General features: G+C 65.1%; 16 protein-coding genes. 9 read left to right on the top strand and 7 right to left on the bottom strand.

Annotated elements, in window-relative coordinates:
* Positions 1-17: 17 nt before the first annotated feature.
* Complete coding sequence (gene ffh / locus QQL79_RS17210; RefSeq protein WP_284392951.1) at positions 18-1595, bottom strand: signal recognition particle protein; 1578 nt, start codon at positions 1593-1595, stop codon at positions 18-20.
* A 222-nt stretch (positions 1596-1817) separates the two neighbouring features.
* Entirely contained in the window at positions 1818-2375 is a 558-nt protein-coding gene (locus QQL79_RS17205) for a class I SAM-dependent methyltransferase (protein ID WP_284392950.1), read from the bottom strand.
* Positions 2376-2465: 90 nt separating this feature from the next.
* Here QQL79_RS17205 and QQL79_RS17200 point away from each other — a divergent pair, with 90 nt between their 5' ends.
* The 5 genes from QQL79_RS17200 to QQL79_RS17180 all read left to right on the top strand — a co-directional run bounded on the left by QQL79_RS17200 (position 2466) and on the right by QQL79_RS17180 (position 8208).
* Complete coding sequence (locus tag QQL79_RS17200; protein WP_284392949.1) at positions 2466-3650, top strand: GNAT family N-acetyltransferase; 1185 nt, start codon at positions 2466-2468, stop codon at positions 3648-3650.
* Positions 3651-3759: 109 nt separating this feature from the next.
* Complete coding sequence (gene dapF / locus QQL79_RS17195) at positions 3760-4611, top strand: diaminopimelate epimerase (protein WP_284393380.1); 852 nt, start codon at positions 3760-3762, stop codon at positions 4609-4611.
* Entirely contained in the window at positions 4611-5876 is a 1266-nt protein-coding gene (gene mtaB, locus QQL79_RS17190) for a tRNA (N(6)-L-threonylcarbamoyladenosine(37)-C(2))-methylthiotransferase MtaB (RefSeq protein WP_284392947.1), read from the top strand. Before dapF ends, mtaB begins: the two co-directional genes overlap by 1 nt.
* A 158-nt stretch (positions 5877-6034) precedes the next feature.
* A complete protein-coding gene (gene ftsY / locus QQL79_RS17185) occupies positions 6035-7288 on the top strand; it encodes a signal recognition particle-docking protein FtsY (RefSeq protein WP_284392945.1) in 1254 nt (417 codons plus the stop codon).
* Between the two features lie 248 nt (positions 7289-7536).
* Positions 7537-8208 carry a septation protein A gene (locus QQL79_RS17180; protein WP_284392944.1) on the top strand — a complete coding sequence of 224 codons (672 nt, stop codon included), beginning with the start codon at positions 7537-7539 and terminating at the stop codon, positions 8206-8208.
* 2 nt (positions 8209-8210) lie between these two features.
* Here the strand turns inward: QQL79_RS17180 and QQL79_RS17175 are convergent, their stop codons facing one another.
* The 5 genes from QQL79_RS17175 to tsaD all read right to left on the bottom strand — a co-directional run bounded on the left by QQL79_RS17175 (position 8211) and on the right by tsaD (position 11455).
* On the bottom strand, positions 8211-8612 hold the full coding sequence (locus tag QQL79_RS17175) for a DUF1761 domain-containing protein (protein ID WP_284392943.1): 402 nt from the start codon (positions 8610-8612) through the stop codon (positions 8211-8213).
* Positions 8613-8684: 72 nt separating this feature from the next.
* Positions 8685-9119, bottom strand: coding sequence for an EVE domain-containing protein (locus tag QQL79_RS17170; protein ID WP_284392941.1), 435 nt, complete (start codon positions 9117-9119; stop codon positions 8685-8687).
* Positions 9120-9123: 4 nt separating this feature from the next.
* Positions 9124-9417 carry a YciI family protein gene (locus QQL79_RS17165; RefSeq protein ID WP_284392939.1) on the bottom strand — a complete coding sequence of 98 codons (294 nt, stop codon included), beginning with the start codon at positions 9415-9417 and terminating at the stop codon, positions 9124-9126.
* Positions 9418-9420: 3 nt separating this feature from the next.
* Complete coding sequence (locus QQL79_RS17160; protein WP_284392938.1) at positions 9421-10407, bottom strand: NAD(P)H-dependent glycerol-3-phosphate dehydrogenase; 987 nt, start codon at positions 10405-10407, stop codon at positions 9421-9423.
* Positions 10397-11455, bottom strand: coding sequence for a tRNA (adenosine(37)-N6)-threonylcarbamoyltransferase complex transferase subunit TsaD (tsaD, locus tag QQL79_RS17155; protein ID WP_284393379.1), 1059 nt, complete (start codon positions 11453-11455; stop codon positions 10397-10399). Before tsaD ends, QQL79_RS17160 begins: the two co-directional genes overlap by 11 nt.
* 130 nt (positions 11456-11585) lie before the next feature.
* Between tsaD and hemC the strand changes: the two genes are divergently transcribed.
* From hemC to QQL79_RS17135, 4 genes are all read left to right on the top strand, one after another.
* Positions 11586-12527, top strand: a complete 942-nt coding sequence (gene hemC, locus QQL79_RS17150; RefSeq protein WP_284392936.1) for a hydroxymethylbilane synthase — start codon at positions 11586-11588, stop codon at positions 12525-12527.
* On the top strand, positions 12524-13255 hold the full coding sequence (locus tag QQL79_RS17145) for a uroporphyrinogen-III synthase (protein WP_284392934.1): 732 nt from the start codon (positions 12524-12526) through the stop codon (positions 13253-13255). Before hemC ends, QQL79_RS17145 begins: the two co-directional genes overlap by 4 nt.
* Positions 13256-13283: 28 nt before the next feature.
* Positions 13284-14540, top strand: coding sequence for a COG4223 family protein (locus QQL79_RS17140; RefSeq protein WP_284392933.1), 1257 nt, complete (start codon positions 13284-13286; stop codon positions 14538-14540).
* A partial coding sequence (locus QQL79_RS17135) for a heme biosynthesis HemY N-terminal domain-containing protein (RefSeq protein ID WP_284392932.1) occupies positions 14537-14896 on the top strand: 360 nt, incomplete at its 3' end. The genes QQL79_RS17140 and QQL79_RS17135, both read left to right, overlap by 4 nt.

Genomic DNA, 14896 nt, shown 5'->3' with positions numbered 1-14896 from the left:
AGGTTAGCTAAATCGGATTATTTCTTTTTGCCCAGGCCGGGAAGGCCGGGGAAACGGGGAGCGCCACCCAGGCCTGGCAGGCCGGGGGCGGATTTGAGCAGCGAGCCGACATCGCTGGGCAGCTTCTGGGCGATCTGCGGCTGCGCCTGGGGCAGGCCCTGCAGCTGCTTGGGATCGATACCGGCCTGGCGGGCCATCTGTTCGAGCTGGGCCGGGTCCATCTTGGACATATCAGGCATGCCGCCGAGCATGCCCCCCATCTTGCCGCCGAACATGCCTCCAAGCGCGCCCATGCCGCCCTTGGAAACCTTTTTCATCATATCGGCCATCTGGCGGTGCTGCTTGGCCAGCTTGTTGATTTCGCTGACCTCGACACCCGCGCCGGCGGCAATGCGCTTGCGGCGGGAAGCATTGAGCAGGTCGGGCTCGGCCCGCTCTTTCCTGGTCATCGAATTGATGATGGCGATCTGGCGGTCGAACACCTTCTCGTCGATATTGGAATTGGCCATGGCCTTTTTCATCTGGCCCATGCCCGGCATCAGGCCCATCAGCCCGCCCATGCCGCCCATCTTCTTCATCTGGATCAGCTGGTTGCGCAGGTCGTCGAGGTCGAAGGAGCCCTTTTTGAGCTTCTTGGCCATGCGCTGGGCATCTTCGGCCGACACATGCTCGGCCGCTTTTTCCACGAGGCTGACAATATCGCCCATGCCCAGGATACGGTCGGCAATGCGGGAAGGGTGGAAATCGTCCAGCCCATCCATCTTTTCGCCCGTGCCGATCAGCTTGATCGGCTTGCCGGTCGCCGCGCGCATCGACAGCGCCGCGCCGCCACGGCCATCGCCGTCGACGCGGGTCAGAACGATACCGGTCACATCGAGCCGGCTATCGAAGCTGCGCGCCACATTGATCGCGTCCTGACCCGTGAGGGCGTCGACGACCAACAGGATTTCGTGCGGCTTGGCGATGGCCTTGATCTCGACCGTTTCGGCCATCAGCTCTTCATCGATATGGGTGCGGCCCGCCGTATCGAGAATGAGCACGTCATAGCCGCCCAGCCGGCCTTCGCGCTCGGCGCGGCGGGCGATCTGCACCGGATTTTCGCCGGTGACGATAGGGAGCGTGTCGACGCCCACCTGCTCGCCCAGCACGGCCAGCTGCTCCATGGCCGCCGGACGGCGCGTATCGAGCGAGGCCAGCAGCACCTTTTTCTTCTGGCGGTCCTTGAGACGCTTGGCGATTTTTGCCGTGGTCGTGGTCTTGCCCGAGCCCTGCAGGCCCACCATCAGCAGAGTGACCGGCGCGGGGGCATTGAGATCGATGGCGACGGCGGTCTCGCCCAAAACGGCGACCAGTTCGTCGTGGACGATCTTGACCACCTGCTGGCCCGGGGTCACCGAACGGGTGACCTCGGCGCCCACGGCGCGGTCCTTGACCTGTTCGACAAAGGCGCGGACCACTTCGAGCGAAACGTCGGCCTCGATCAGCGCGCGGCGGATTTCGCGCAGCGCTGCCTCGACATCGGTCGCATTGAGCGCACCGCGGCCCCGCAGTCCATCGAAGATTTTGCCAAGCCGGTCGGAAAGGCTCTCGAACATATTTTTGGTCCTTCTCTGCGGAGTGTTCCGCGAGACATAGGATCCATCAGTCCAAACGCCAAACCCACCCGCGGGCGCAACGCGCTGGCGGATGGTGGCCTCCGGGATCGTTTTATACCCTTGGGGTCCCGGTCGGCTGGTCAGGAGCAAGCCTGATGAATGGGCTGCGTTTAGGGGAAAGCCGCGCCGGAGTCAAGGAATGGCGGCAAACCGGCTCCCCTTTCACCGCGCGAGGATGACGGTGACATTGCCCGCCACCTTTTCGATACCGACTGCCAGGCCCGCCGCCTCCAGCCGCTGCCGCGACAGACTAGAAAAGGCTTCACCCTTGCCGCTGCCCGGCGGCGGCTCGAAAGCCAATGCGATAACGCCGCCTGGCTGCAGCAGGGATTTGAGCAGGCCCGGCCAGCGCTCGCCCAGCCGCAGGTTGAAATCCACATTGACCGCGATAATGGCGTCGAACCGTTCGCCGCCGAAATCGGCTGCTTCCAAGGGCTCGGCGCGCAGGGCCAATCGTCCTGAGGCCAATGCCTCCGGGGCGCTTGCTGCAACCGCCGCAATCATCTTGGCCGAGCGATCAAGCGCGGTGACGCGGACTATGTCCGGCCGGGCCAGCAGCAGGCGCACAGCCACGCCATGGCCGCAACCCACTTCGAGCACGGTTTTGGGTTCATAGGCATCGAGGGCGGCCACCGCCGCATCATGACGAGAAGCGCTAGGCATGCGCCAGTTTCGGGCGCTTGCCGCCCCGCCGTCAAGCCGGGCGGCGGGATGCCGCATGATCCTCGCGTCCCGATTAATCAATTCGTGCCCTTTTGCCCCTATCTTGCCCCTGCGGCTAGGTGACGAAGATGGAGTGCGCCCCCACCGATGAGCTTGCTTTCGGGGCAGATGCAATCGAGCCCGGCCTCTCTGGCCGGACCGGAACTGGACTTTGTGCTGTTCGACACGCTCGAAGCGGCCGAAGCCGGCTGGCGCGCGCTTGAACAGGACGCCGTACTGACGCCCTACCAGCGCTTTGACTGGATCGCAGCGCTGATCGCCTCGGGCACCGAAACCGCGGACCGCATTGCCATTGCCCTCATCCGCGATCATGGCCAGCCCATGGCCCTGCTGCCACTGGCTATCGAACGCCGCTTCGGCGTCGCCCGGGCCCGCCTCTTGGGTACCAAGCAATCCAATAGTGATTGGCTGCTGGCCCTGCCCGGCTTCGCGCCCGACCCCGCCACCTTGCGCGGCCTGCTCCAGGCCATCGGCCGGGCGGCCGGGGGCGTCGACCTGCTCTCGCTCAACGACCAGCCCGCCACCTGGCAGGGCTATGCCAATATCGTGCTGCCGCTGGCCCAGGCGCTGGCCGCCTCCCATCTCTACCTCACCACGATCGGCCCCACCCCGCCGCCCTATATCGAGCACCGTCTCACCACCAAGCGCCGCGGCAATATCAGGCGCAGCGTGCGGCGGCTGGAGGAAACCTATGGCCCGGTGCGCGTGGTACGGATCGCCGATCCGGCAACGCTCTCTTCTGTACATCAGGTTTTCCTGACCCAGCGCGGCGAGCGCTTTGCCGAAATGGGCGTGCGCAATATTTTCGCCGATGCCGGTTTCGTCGCCCTGTTCCGCGACCTGACAGCCCAAAGCTTCGGCCAATACCGGCCCGCCATGTGCCTTCACGCCCTTTATGCCGGCGAGGAAATTCTGGCCACCTGCTGGGGCGCGACGGCGGGCAATCACTATTCCCAATATATCAATTCGACCGCGTCCGGCCCGGCCGCCAAATATAGTCTCAGCGCCGTGCTGGTGGCCGGATTGATGGACGACCTCAACGCCTCGGGCTTTGTGACCTTCGATATGGGCCTGGGCGATTTCGACTATAAGATCGAGTGGACCGAACCCGCCCCGGTCTATCACAGCCTCATCGCGCTGACCGGGCGCGGAAGGCTGGCCGCCGCCGCCATGGAGCGCCGCGATGCCCTCAAGCGCCTGGTCAAACAGACCCCGGCCTTCTGGAGCGCGGCGAAATGGCTGCGCCGCCAGGTGTTCCGCCTGCGCGGCTGAGCTATGATGGGGCGACACTGGCAATTTGGCGGCACTTCCGCCATATAGGGCCGATGAGCGGACTATCCTTTGGACGAGGCGACAAGTGAACGGCGTGCCGTTTCTCAAGATGAACGGACTGGGCAACCAGATCATCGTGGCCGATATGCGCGGCCGCGCCGATCGGGTGACGCCTGCTGCCGCCATCGCCATCAATGCCGCCCCGGGCACCAAGTTCGATCAGATCATGGCCATCCATGATCCCAGGACCCCCGGCACCGCCCATTATATCGAGATCATCAATTCCGATGGCAGCCTGGCCCAGGCCTGTGGCAATGGCATGCGCTGCGTCGTGCAATTCCTGGCCACCGAAGGCGAGCAGAAGTCCTTCACCTTCGAAACGCTGGCCGGCATCCTGTTCGGCGAGGAACATGGAGACGGGTTGATCACCGTCGATATGGGCACGCCCAAGCTGGCCTGGTACGATATTCCGCTGGCCGAGGAATTCGCCGATACCCGCAAGATCGAATTGCAGATCGGCCCTATCGACGCGCCGGTCCTGCACTCCCCATCGGTTGCCTCCATGGGCAATCCGCATGCCACCTTCTGGGTGCATGACGACGTCTGGACCTATGCGCTGGACCGTTTCGGCCCCATGCTGGAAAACCATCCCATCTTTCCCGAGCGGGCCAATATCTCGATTGCCCAGGTGGTGACACCAGATCGCATCATCCTGCGCACCTGGGAACGCGGCGCCGGCCTCACCGAAGCCTGTGGCACTGCCGCCTGCGCCGCATTGGTCAATGGCGCCCGCACCCGCCGCACTGCCCGCAAGGCGACCGTCACTCTGCCCGGCGGCGACCTCACGGTCGAATGGCGGGCCGACGACCATGTCGTGCTGACCGGCCCGGCCGAACGCGAATGGACCGGCACGCTCGACCCCGCCACCGGCCTCTGGACCCGCGCCGAGGAAGCGGCCTGATGGCCGTCGAAACCCTGACATTCGGCTGCCGGCTCAATGCCTATGAAGCCGAGGTGATGAAGGCCGAAGCCGAAAAGGCCGGGCTCGACAATGCCATCATCGTCAATACCTGCGCGGTGACTGCCGAAGCCGTGCGCCAGGCCAAGCAGGCCGTGCGCAAGGCTCGCCGCGACAATCCGGCGGCCCGCATCATCGTCACCGGCTGCGCCGCCCAGACCGAAGCGCGCTCCTTCGGCGACATGCCCGAAGTCGATCTGGTCATCGGCAACAATGACAAGATGAAGGCCGAGAGCTACCAGCCCATGGTGTTCGGCCTGCCGCTGAACGACAAGGTGCAGGTCAACGACATCATGAGCGTGCGGGAAACCGCCGGCCACCTCATCGAGGGCATGGATGGCCGCGCCCGTGCCTTCGTGCAGGTGCAAAATGGCTGCGATCACCGCTGTACGTTTTGCATTATTCCCTTTGGCCGTGGCCCCTCGCGCTCGGTGCCCATGGGGGCGGTGGTCGATCAGGTCAAAAAACTCGTCGCCAATGGCTATGGCGAAGTGGTGCTGACCGGGGTGGATATCACCTCCTATGGCCCCGATCTGCCGGGCACGCCGACCCTGGGCAAACTGACCCAATCCATCCTGCGCCATGTGCCGGACCTGCCGCGGCTGCGCATTTCCTCGATCGATTCCATCGAGGCGGATGAAGCGCTGTATGACGCCATCGCCAGCGACCGCCGCCTGATGCCGCATCTGCACCTGTCGCTGCAATCGGGCGATGACATGATTTTGAAGCGAATGAAGCGCCGTCATTCACGCGATGACGCACTGGCCATCGTCGCCAAGCTCCGCGCTTTGCGCCCCGAAATGGTGTTCGGCGCCGACATCATCGCCGGCTTCCCCACCGAAACCGACGACATGTTCGAAAATACCCGCAAGATCGTCACCGAGGCGGACCTGACCTATCTGCATGTCTTCCCCTATTCGCCGCGCGAGGGCACCCCGGCCGCGCGCATGCCCCAGGTTAATAAGCGCGTGGCGCGCGACCGTGCGGCAATCCTGCGGGCTGAGGGCGAAGCCCAGTTCCAAAAGCTCTGTGCCAGCCGCGTCGGTACGGTCGAAAACGTGCTGATCGAGCGCGATGGGCTGGGCCGCACCGAACAATTCGTGCCGGTCGCCGTGCCGGAAGCGCAACCGGGCGAGCTGCTGGCCGTTCGCATCACCAGGACGGCCGCCGATGGCCTGGTGGGTGAAGCCCTGCGCGAGGCGGCATAATAGCCAATGGCCGCTATTCCTCCACAGGGTCATTCCCGCGCAAGCGGGAACCTCTGTTACAAGGATAGTGTGGCAAACGGAGGTTCCCGCTTGCGCGGGGATGACCCATAAAAAGAGCGGGCCTTCGGTGAACCGCCATCAGAAGTGAAAGCACGTTGATGACCGACAAGAAGCCGGGATTTTTCAAGCGATTGTTCGGTGGCGACCCTGTTCAGCCGGTCCCGCCTGCGCCGCAGCCCGTTCCGCCGCCAGAGCTTCCCACAGAATTGCCGCAGGAGCTGCCGCCACCGGTCGATCCCACGCCTTTGCCCCCCGAGCCGGTACCGGCGGTTCCTGCGCCAGAACCCGAGCCCGTCCCGCAACCGGAGCCCGAGGAAATCCCGCCCCCCGGCCCGCCCGAGACCACGCCCGACTATCTCGAAGACATCGAGCAAGCCGCCAGCGCCGAGCGCGATAGCGTTCTACCGCCCCCGCCCGCCGCGCCCGAAGCGCCGCGCCAGGGCTGGTTTGCCCGTCTCGCCTCCGGCCTCAAGCGTTCCTCCGATCAGCTCAGCGGCTCGATCACCTCGGTTTTCACCAAGCGCAAACTCGATGCGGCAACGCTCGATGAGCTGGAAGACGTGCTGATCCAGGCCGATCTGGGCATCGAGACGGCTTCCGCCATCACCGAGGCCTTGCGCCGCGACCGCTTCGACAAGGATGTGACCGGCGAAGACGTCCGCGCCGTGCTCGCCGCCGAGGTGGAAAAGGTCCTGCTCCCTGTCGCCCGCCCGCTGGCGATCGATGCGGCGCAAAAACCCTTCGTCATCCTGATGATCGGGGTCAATGGCTCAGGCAAGACCACAACGATCGGCAAGCTGGCGCAAAAATTTGCCGCCGAGGGCAAGTCGGTCATGCTCGCCGCCGGCGACACCTTCCGTGCCGCCGCCATCGAACAGCTGCAGATCTGGGGCCAGCGCACCGGCGCCCCCGTCATCGCCCGCCCAGCCGGGGCCGATGCGTCGGGGCTTGCTTTCGATGCCATGACCCAGGCCCAGGCCGAAACTCGCGACATTTTGATCATCGACACCGCCGGGCGCCTGCAGAACCGCGACGAGCTGATGAACGAGCTCGAAAAGGTCATCCGGGTCATCAAGAAGGTCGATCCTTCGGCGCCCCATGCGACGCTTTTGACGCTGGATGCGACCACCGGCCAGAATGCCATGCGCCAGGCCGAGGTCTTCGGCCAGCGCGCCGGGGTCACCGGGCTGGTCATGACCAAGCTGGACGGCACGGCTCGCGGCGGCATTCTCGTCGCCATCGCCAAAAAGTTTGGCCTGCCGGTGCATTTCATCGGCGTGGGCGAGGGCGTGGATGACCTCGAGCCCTTTGCCGCCGCCGATTTCGCCCGCGCCATTGCCGGTCGCGAATAGGGCTTAGGGCCTGTCGACATTCACTCAGGCTGAGCCGAAAATAGTGGTTTTCGAGAACCGGAGCGCAGCGTACGTTTGGGTACGTGAGCACCGGCAGCGCAGAAAACTACTATTTGCAGGCCAGCATCAGCTGAATGTCGATTGACCCTAGCCCCAATCTTACCACGCTCGCGGGCTAACCCTGCGCTTGCATCAACGCCCGCCTGCGCCCACATTGCGGCAGTGCCGAATTTGAAGAACGAAACAGCATGACCGAAAAAACCGCCGAACCCGAGGTCAATTGGGAAGAGCTTCGTCCCCAGCTCATCAAGATGGGGCTCGAAGTGGCGCCCCTGATCGTCTTCTTCATCGCCAATTTCCGCGGCGAGGCCATTCTGGCGGCCAGCCCCATGCTGAACGACTGGTTCAGCGGCAAGCCGCTGATCTTCGCCACCGCCGTCTTCCTGCCGGTCCTCACCATCTCGCTGGTAATCAGCTGGGCGATTTTCCGGCGCCTGGCCATCATGCCCATCGTCACCCTGATCGGCGCACTGATCTTTGGCGGCCTCTCCATTGCCTATGGCGACGAAACCCTGTTCATGGTCAAGCCGACCATCGTCAACACGCTATTCGGCGTGACCCTGCTGGGTGGCCTGCTGTTTGGCCAATCCCTGCTCAAATATGTCTTTGGCGACGTCTATAAGCTGCGCGAGGAAGGCTGGAGCAAGCTGACGCTGAACTGGGGCCTGTTCTTCCTCCTCCTCGCCGTGATCAACGAAGTGCTGTGGCGGAATTTTTCGTCGGACGTCTGGGTCAATTTCAAGGTCTGGGGCGTAATGCCGCTGACCGTGCTGTTCTCGATCAGCCAGGTTTCCCTGCTCAGCAAATATGCCCCGGCCGACGAGCCCAAGCACACCCCACCCATCGTGGTGGAAAGCTAGGCTTAGCCAAACAGCCCGATCACCAGCCCGTCGATCAGCAGCACGGCCAAGAGATACCCGCCATTGATCGCGGTAAGGCTCCACGGCCGCCCCTCATAGCGGTGGTTGAGGATCATGGCGGTGAGAATAAAGCCCACCCACATATGGGCGCCAACCAAAAGCCCATTGCCCACATTGGTGGCCCCGGTCAGCGCCGGGGTCAGCAGGGCAATGAAATAGGCCATGACCAGCAACACCAGGCCTGACCAGATAAAGGGCGTGTAATCGCCCTCCAGCTCCTCACGGCTCTTGCCGATAGCGGCGAGCCAAGGCTTGGCCAGCAGCATGTACCAGCCGGCTCCAAAGGCGAAACTGACGATGGCGGCGACGATAACGGCAAGCCAGTTGACGGCAAAATGCGACATAGCGATCTCCCCCGAAAGCGCGGTTTGCGCCGGAGGAGATTAACCCCGCTCAGGCTGCGCCGGAAGGGACGATCAGAGCCCGCCCATCTTGCAGAGAAAGGCCCATTCGGCGTCGCTCACCTTGGAGACCGAAAGGCGCGAGAGCTTGACCAGTTCGAGATTTTCCAGCTCCGGGGTGGCCTTGATCGTGGCCAGGGTCACCGGCTTGGGCAGGGGCTTGACCGCTTCCACATCCACGCATTCCCACACCACCTGCCCCTTGTCATTGAGGTCAGCCGTGCTGTCGGGATGGGCGAGGGCGATCACCTTGATGATTCCCACGATCTCCTTGCCGATATTGGAATGGTAGAAAAAGGCGAGGTCCCCCAGCGCCATGGCCCGCATATTGTTGCGCGCGGTATAATTGCGCACGCCATGCCATTGCTCGGGCTCACCGCGCTTGGTCTTGGCCATCATGTCGTCGAAGGAGAAGACATCGGGCTCCGATTTCATCAACCAATAGGCCATGGTCTTAGTCCTTTTTGGTCATGTTGTTGATCGCCAGCCGCCAGGGCTTGATCTCATAGCTGCCGAAAATACCGGCCTCGATAAAGGGATCGGCCAGAAAACTCGCCGTCGCGTCTTCGATGGTTTCGGCCTCGATGACCATCAGCGAGCCCTCGGGCGCACCAGATTCGCTCAGCAAAGCGCCGGCCAGCACCAGTTTATCGCCCAGGCTATTGAGATGGTCCAGATGCACCGGGCGCACCGCCGTCCGCTGCTCGCCGCTACCCGGCTTGTCCTTGGCGATCATGGCAAAAAGCATCGACTAATCCTCGCGTTTGAGCGGGCGGGACATCAGCCCCGCCACCACTGTGGCAATATCGGCTTTGCCGCTCAGCACGGCCTCTACGGCATGCACCAGCGGCGCATCGACGCCAAGGCTCTTGGCCAGCGCGTCGGCAACCGGGGTGGTCGCGACGCCCTCGGCGAGCTTGGCGCCGCCGGCAATGATCTCGTCCACCGTCTGGCCACGCCCCAAAGCCATGCCGAACTGGTAATTGCGCGACTGCACCGATGTGCAGGTCAGCGTTAGATCGCCCAGTCCGGCCAGCCCCGTCAGCGTCGTGGCCGAACCGCCCATGGCCGTGACCATGCGGGCCATTTCGGCATAGGCCCGGGCGATCAGCGCCGAACGGGCCGAAGCGCCGAGATCGGCGCCTTCCACCGCGCCACAGGCCAGCGCATAGACATTTTTGAGCGCTCCGGCCACTTCGACGCCTATGCGGTCATCGGCGGCATAGGGGCGAAAGTTCGGCCCGGCCAGGGCCAAAGCCAGCGCCGAGGTCTGCGTTGCATCATCGCCCGCCAGCGTTACGGCAGTCGGCCGGCCCGCCGCCACATCGGCGGCAAAGCTGGGACCGGAGAGCACAAAAGGAATGGCCTCAGGCGCCATGTCAAACAGGATTTCGCTCTGCCGGTCGAGCGTGCCGGTCTCCAGCCCCTTGGCCGAAAGCACCACCGGCTTGCCCGCCAGCAGTTCTGGCGCGAGAGCGCCCAGCGCCGCCCGGCTCGATTGCGCCGGCACGGCGAGAATGACGATATCGGCCGGCCCTGCCTCCGTCGTGGCGACGATACTTTCATGCAGCGCCTGACTGCCCAAATAGCGCTTATTGGTGTGGCTAGTATTGATTTCAGCGACTTGGGCCCCATCCCGCGCCACCAGCGACACGCGCCGCCCCGCCATGGCCGAGGCCTGGGCCAAAGCCGTGCCCCAGGCCCCGCCACCAATGATAGCAACGCTTTCAAGCCGCATCGGGCGTCACTTTCATATCGGGCAGATCAAGCGGCCAGCGCGGCCGGGCGATGAAATCGAGCTGATCGGTCGCGCCCAGCGCAAAGCGCTCGGCCCCGGCCCAGGCCACCATGGCGCCATTGTCGGTACAGAGCGCGATCGGCGGCACGATCAGATCGGCGCCGGCCCGTGCGCAAGCCTCCTGCAGCGCCGCCGCTATGGTCCGGTTGGCCGCAACGCCGCCAGCCACGACCAACTGCGGGACATGCCCAGGCAATTGCTCCTTGAACCGCGCCAGGGCCTGCCCGGCGCGCACTGCGACGATTTCGGCCACTGCCGCCTGAAAGCTCGCCGCGATATCGGCGACATCCTGGTCCGAGAGCGGCGCCAGCGCCTCGGCCTGTAGCCGCACGGCCGTCTTGAGCCCGGAAAAGGAGAAATCGAGCCGCGCCTCGCGCAGGAGCGGTCGCGGGAATTTGAACCGCCTGGCATCGCCCGATTTGGCAATGGCCTCCACCGCCGGGCCGCCGGGATGACCCAGGCTGAGGAGCTTGGCCACCTTGTCGAAGGCTTCGCCCAAGGCATCGTCGATCGTGGTGCCCCAGCGCTCGTAATCGCCCACCCCGCGCACCAGCACGAATTGGCTATGCCCGCCCGACACCAGCAGCATCAGATAGGGGAATTTGACTCCATCGGTCAGCCGCGCCGTCAAGGCATGGGCTTCGAGGTGATTGACCGCGATCAGCGGCTTGTCGAGTGCCGCGGCCAGCGCCTTGGCTGTGGTCAGCCCCACCAGCACACCCCCGATCAGCCCCGGTCCCGCCGTGGCGGCGATGGCATCGACATCGGCAAGCGAAATTCCGGCCTCACGGCAGGCCTGGGCAATGATATGGTCGAGAAAGGTGACGTGAGCCCGCGCGGCAAGCTCTGGCACGACCCCACCAAAGGCGGCATGCTCGTCGAGCTGGCTGCGCACCACATTGGACGCGATTGTGGCGCCGCCTGCCGAATCGCGCAGCACAATGGCTGCCGCGGTTTCGTCGCAGCTGGTCTCTATGCCAAGAATAATGGCTTGCGCTTGCCCGGTCACGACGAACTGGTTACTCCCTGCAGCATTGTGCGGAAAATGGGAGCCAGGTTTTCCGCGACAACGATGCGACGTAAAGTCGAGCCTTTGCCTACTATAGGACGCCAAGAGATTGCAATCGTCAGCCCCCTTCGCCCGGATCGGAACACGCGGCAGCCCGCTGGCACTGGCACAGGCGCGGCTGGTGCGCAAATTGCTGTCGGAAGCCCATGGCGTCCCCGAGGATGATATCGCCATCACGGTGATTTCCACCGGCGGCGACCGCAGCCAGGCCAGCAATGCCAGCCTCACCGAAATCGGCGGCAAGGGCCTGTTCACCAAGGAAATCGACGAGGCCATGCTCTCCGGCACGATCGATATCGGCGTGCATTCTTCCAAGGACGTGGCCACGCGCCTGCCCGATGGTATCGAACTCACCGCCTTCCTTGAACGCGAGGATGTGCGCGACGCCTTCATGTCGGTCAAGGTGCAGAGCCTTGACCATCTGGCCGAGGGCGCCAGGTTCGGCACTTCCTCCATTCGCCGGGCCGCGCAGGTTCTGCGCCAGCGGCCCGATCTCGAAATCGTGCCCTTCCGCGGCAATGTCGGCACCCGCCTGCAAAAGCTGCTCGATGGGGTGGCGGACGCGACAATGCTGGCCGTGGCTGGCCTCAACCGGCTGGGGGAGGGTCATCGCGCGACGGCTCTGCTCGATCCGCAAATCTTCATGCCGGCACCGGCCCAGGGCGCCATCGGCATTGCCGTGCGATCCGATGACCCGCGCATCGCCGATCTCGTTGCCGTGCTCGATCATGCCCCGACCCATACCGCAATCACGGCAGAGCGGGCCATGCTGGCTGTGCTCGACGGCTCCTGCCGCACGCCGGTCGGGGCGCTGAGCACGCTGGAAAACGGCGTACTGACGCTGAAGGGGCAGATTCTGAGCCTCGATGGCAAAACCGCCTTTGAAAGCGCGGCAACGGGCACGGACCCCTCGGCACTGGGCAAAAAGATCGGCGATGACCTCATCGCCCAGGCCGGCACGGAATGGCTGGCGCAATGGGCCGCCACATGACCACCATGCTGGTGACCCGCCCCGAGCCGGACGCCCAATCGAGCGTGCTCAAGCTTGAAGCGCTTGGTATCGAGGCCATCGCCGCGCCGGTCATGGTGCGCCAGACGCTCGATGCGAGCCTGCCCGCGCCCGACGGCTTTGCGGCCATGGCGCTGACCAGCACCAATGGCCTGCGTGCACTGGCCGAGCGGGAGCAGATCGACCGGTTTCGCCATCTTCCGGTCTTTACCGTGGGCAGCAGAACGGCCTTTGAGGCCCGCGAGCATGGTTTTGCCGATGTCTCCAGCGCCGATGGCGCCTTTGCCGATCTGGTCAATCTCATTGCCCGGGCGCGGCTGGCCGGCCCGATCTTTTACCCCGCGGCCAAGCACCAGAGCGGGGATCTGGGCAAGGCGTTGGCGCCGTTCGGCGTCATGGTAGCGACCGCCCGGCTTTATGAAATGGTCGCGCTCGATGCCTTGCCGGACGATGCGCTGGCCCGGCTGGCAGGCGGCTCGATCGACGCCGTCCTGATCTATTCCCGTCGCACCGCGGAAATTTTCGCGCAGCTGGCCGATAGCCTCGACCGGGCCCAGCGCAGCGCCATCGCCATGCTGGTCATGTCCGAAGCCGTGGCCGAGCCCTTGATGGAAAACCACTTCAATCGCATCAGCCTGGCCGACCGGCCGGATGAAGATGGCATGATGACGCTCGCGCTGGCTTTTGCCCGCGAGCAAACTGGGTCATGATCGGCAACAAGAACCAAGGAGTCCGCGCATGGCCGACCCAAAGGGCAACGACCCCAAAGCGACCCAGGACAAGCCTGCGGCCAACCCGGCTGCAGCCAAGCCCGAGCCGGTAAAGTCGGCTGCCGTCAAGCCGCCTGTGCTCGACCTGACAGCGCGCGAGGCCGGCGCCGGCGCCAAAAAGCCCGAACCGGCTGACAAGCCCGCATCCGATAGCCCGCGCGAAGCGCCCAAATCCGCCCAAGCGGCCGGCGCCGTCCCGCAGCAGGCGGGTGCAGGTTCGGCCATAATCCCGGCCATTGCCGGTGGCGTGCTGGGCCTGGCCGCCGCCTATGGCCTGGCCTGGGCCGGTCTTTGGCCATCTACCCCGGCCCCTGCCCCCACGCCCGATCCGCGCCTCAGCCAGTTCGCCAGCGCCATTCCGGAGCTCGAAACGGTGACCGGTACCACCCAATCGGAACTGGCGACGCTGACCCGGCGCGTCGCCGGGCTCGAATCCAACCGGCCGGCCACCCCTGCCGGCGAGCCGATCGATCTGGCCCCCATCGAAACCGAATTGGCCGCCCTCAGCCAGCGCCTCGACACCCTGGCAAGCACCCCCCAAGCCTCCGGCGACGCGGTCGGCGTCGAAAGCCTGCGCACCGAACTGGCGGGCCTGGTGACGCGGCTCGACGAGCTGGGCGCCCGGCTGGGCAGCGCCGAGGCCAATCTGCGCAATCTCGATGGCACGGTGTCCCAGACCTCGGCGGCATTGGCCAGCCAACCCACCGATATCGGCGCGGTGCTGCAATTGCCGCTGATCCTCTCCGGCTTCGAAACCGCCTTCGCCACCGGCCGGCCCTATGAAACCGAGCTGGCTGCCTTGCGGGCCGCCGTGCCCAATGCCGCCATTCCCACCGCCATTGCGAATGCGGCGACCAGCGGCCTGCCGCGGCCCGATATCATCGCCCAGCGCTTTGCCGATGTGCTGCCGGCAATCCTGGCCGGCCGCCCCGCCGATCCCGGTGCCGGCTGGCAGGATGGGGCGGTCGATTGGTTCCGCTCGGCCATCGCCCTGCGTCCTACCGGGGAAATTGAAGGCAACACGCCCGACGCCATCGCCTCCCGCCTCGAAGGCGCCATTGCCCGGCGCGATTTCGCCGCCGCCAAAACCCTGTTCGAGAGCCTTCCCGCCCCCATGCTGAGCGCGGCCGGCGACGTTCCGGCCCTGGTGGCGACCCAGGCCGAAGCGGCCGGCTTTCTCGAACAATTGCGCGCCCAGGCGCTGGCTGGCGGAGCGCGCCCATGATCCGGCTCGCCTCCTGGATCATCGCCAGCCTCGTCGTCGCCGCGCTCGCCGCCTGGATGATCGCGCTGCCCGGCACCCTGACGCTGGAAGTGGCCGGCTATCGCATGCAGCCCCGGCTGGGCGCGGCCATCTTCATCTTCCTGCTCATTGCGCTGGTGATCATCGCCCTTTGGTCAGTGGTGCGCCGCATCCTGACCGCCCCGCGCATCATGGCGCGCCGCAATCGCGAAAAACGCCGCGAACAGGGCGTCGAGGCCCTCTCCGACGCCATCGTGGCGCTGCAGGCCGGCGATCCCGCCCGGGCCCGCGCGCTGGCCCGCGAGGCCCAGTCGCGCCTGCCGGCCAATGCCGCGGCG

Source organism: Devosia yakushimensis, assembly GCF_030159855.1.
GTDB lineage: Bacteria > Pseudomonadota > Alphaproteobacteria > Rhizobiales > Devosiaceae > Devosia > Devosia yakushimensis.
The sequence above is the reverse complement of the archived record's forward strand: the minus strand, read 5'-3'. Positions and strand labels throughout refer to the sequence as shown.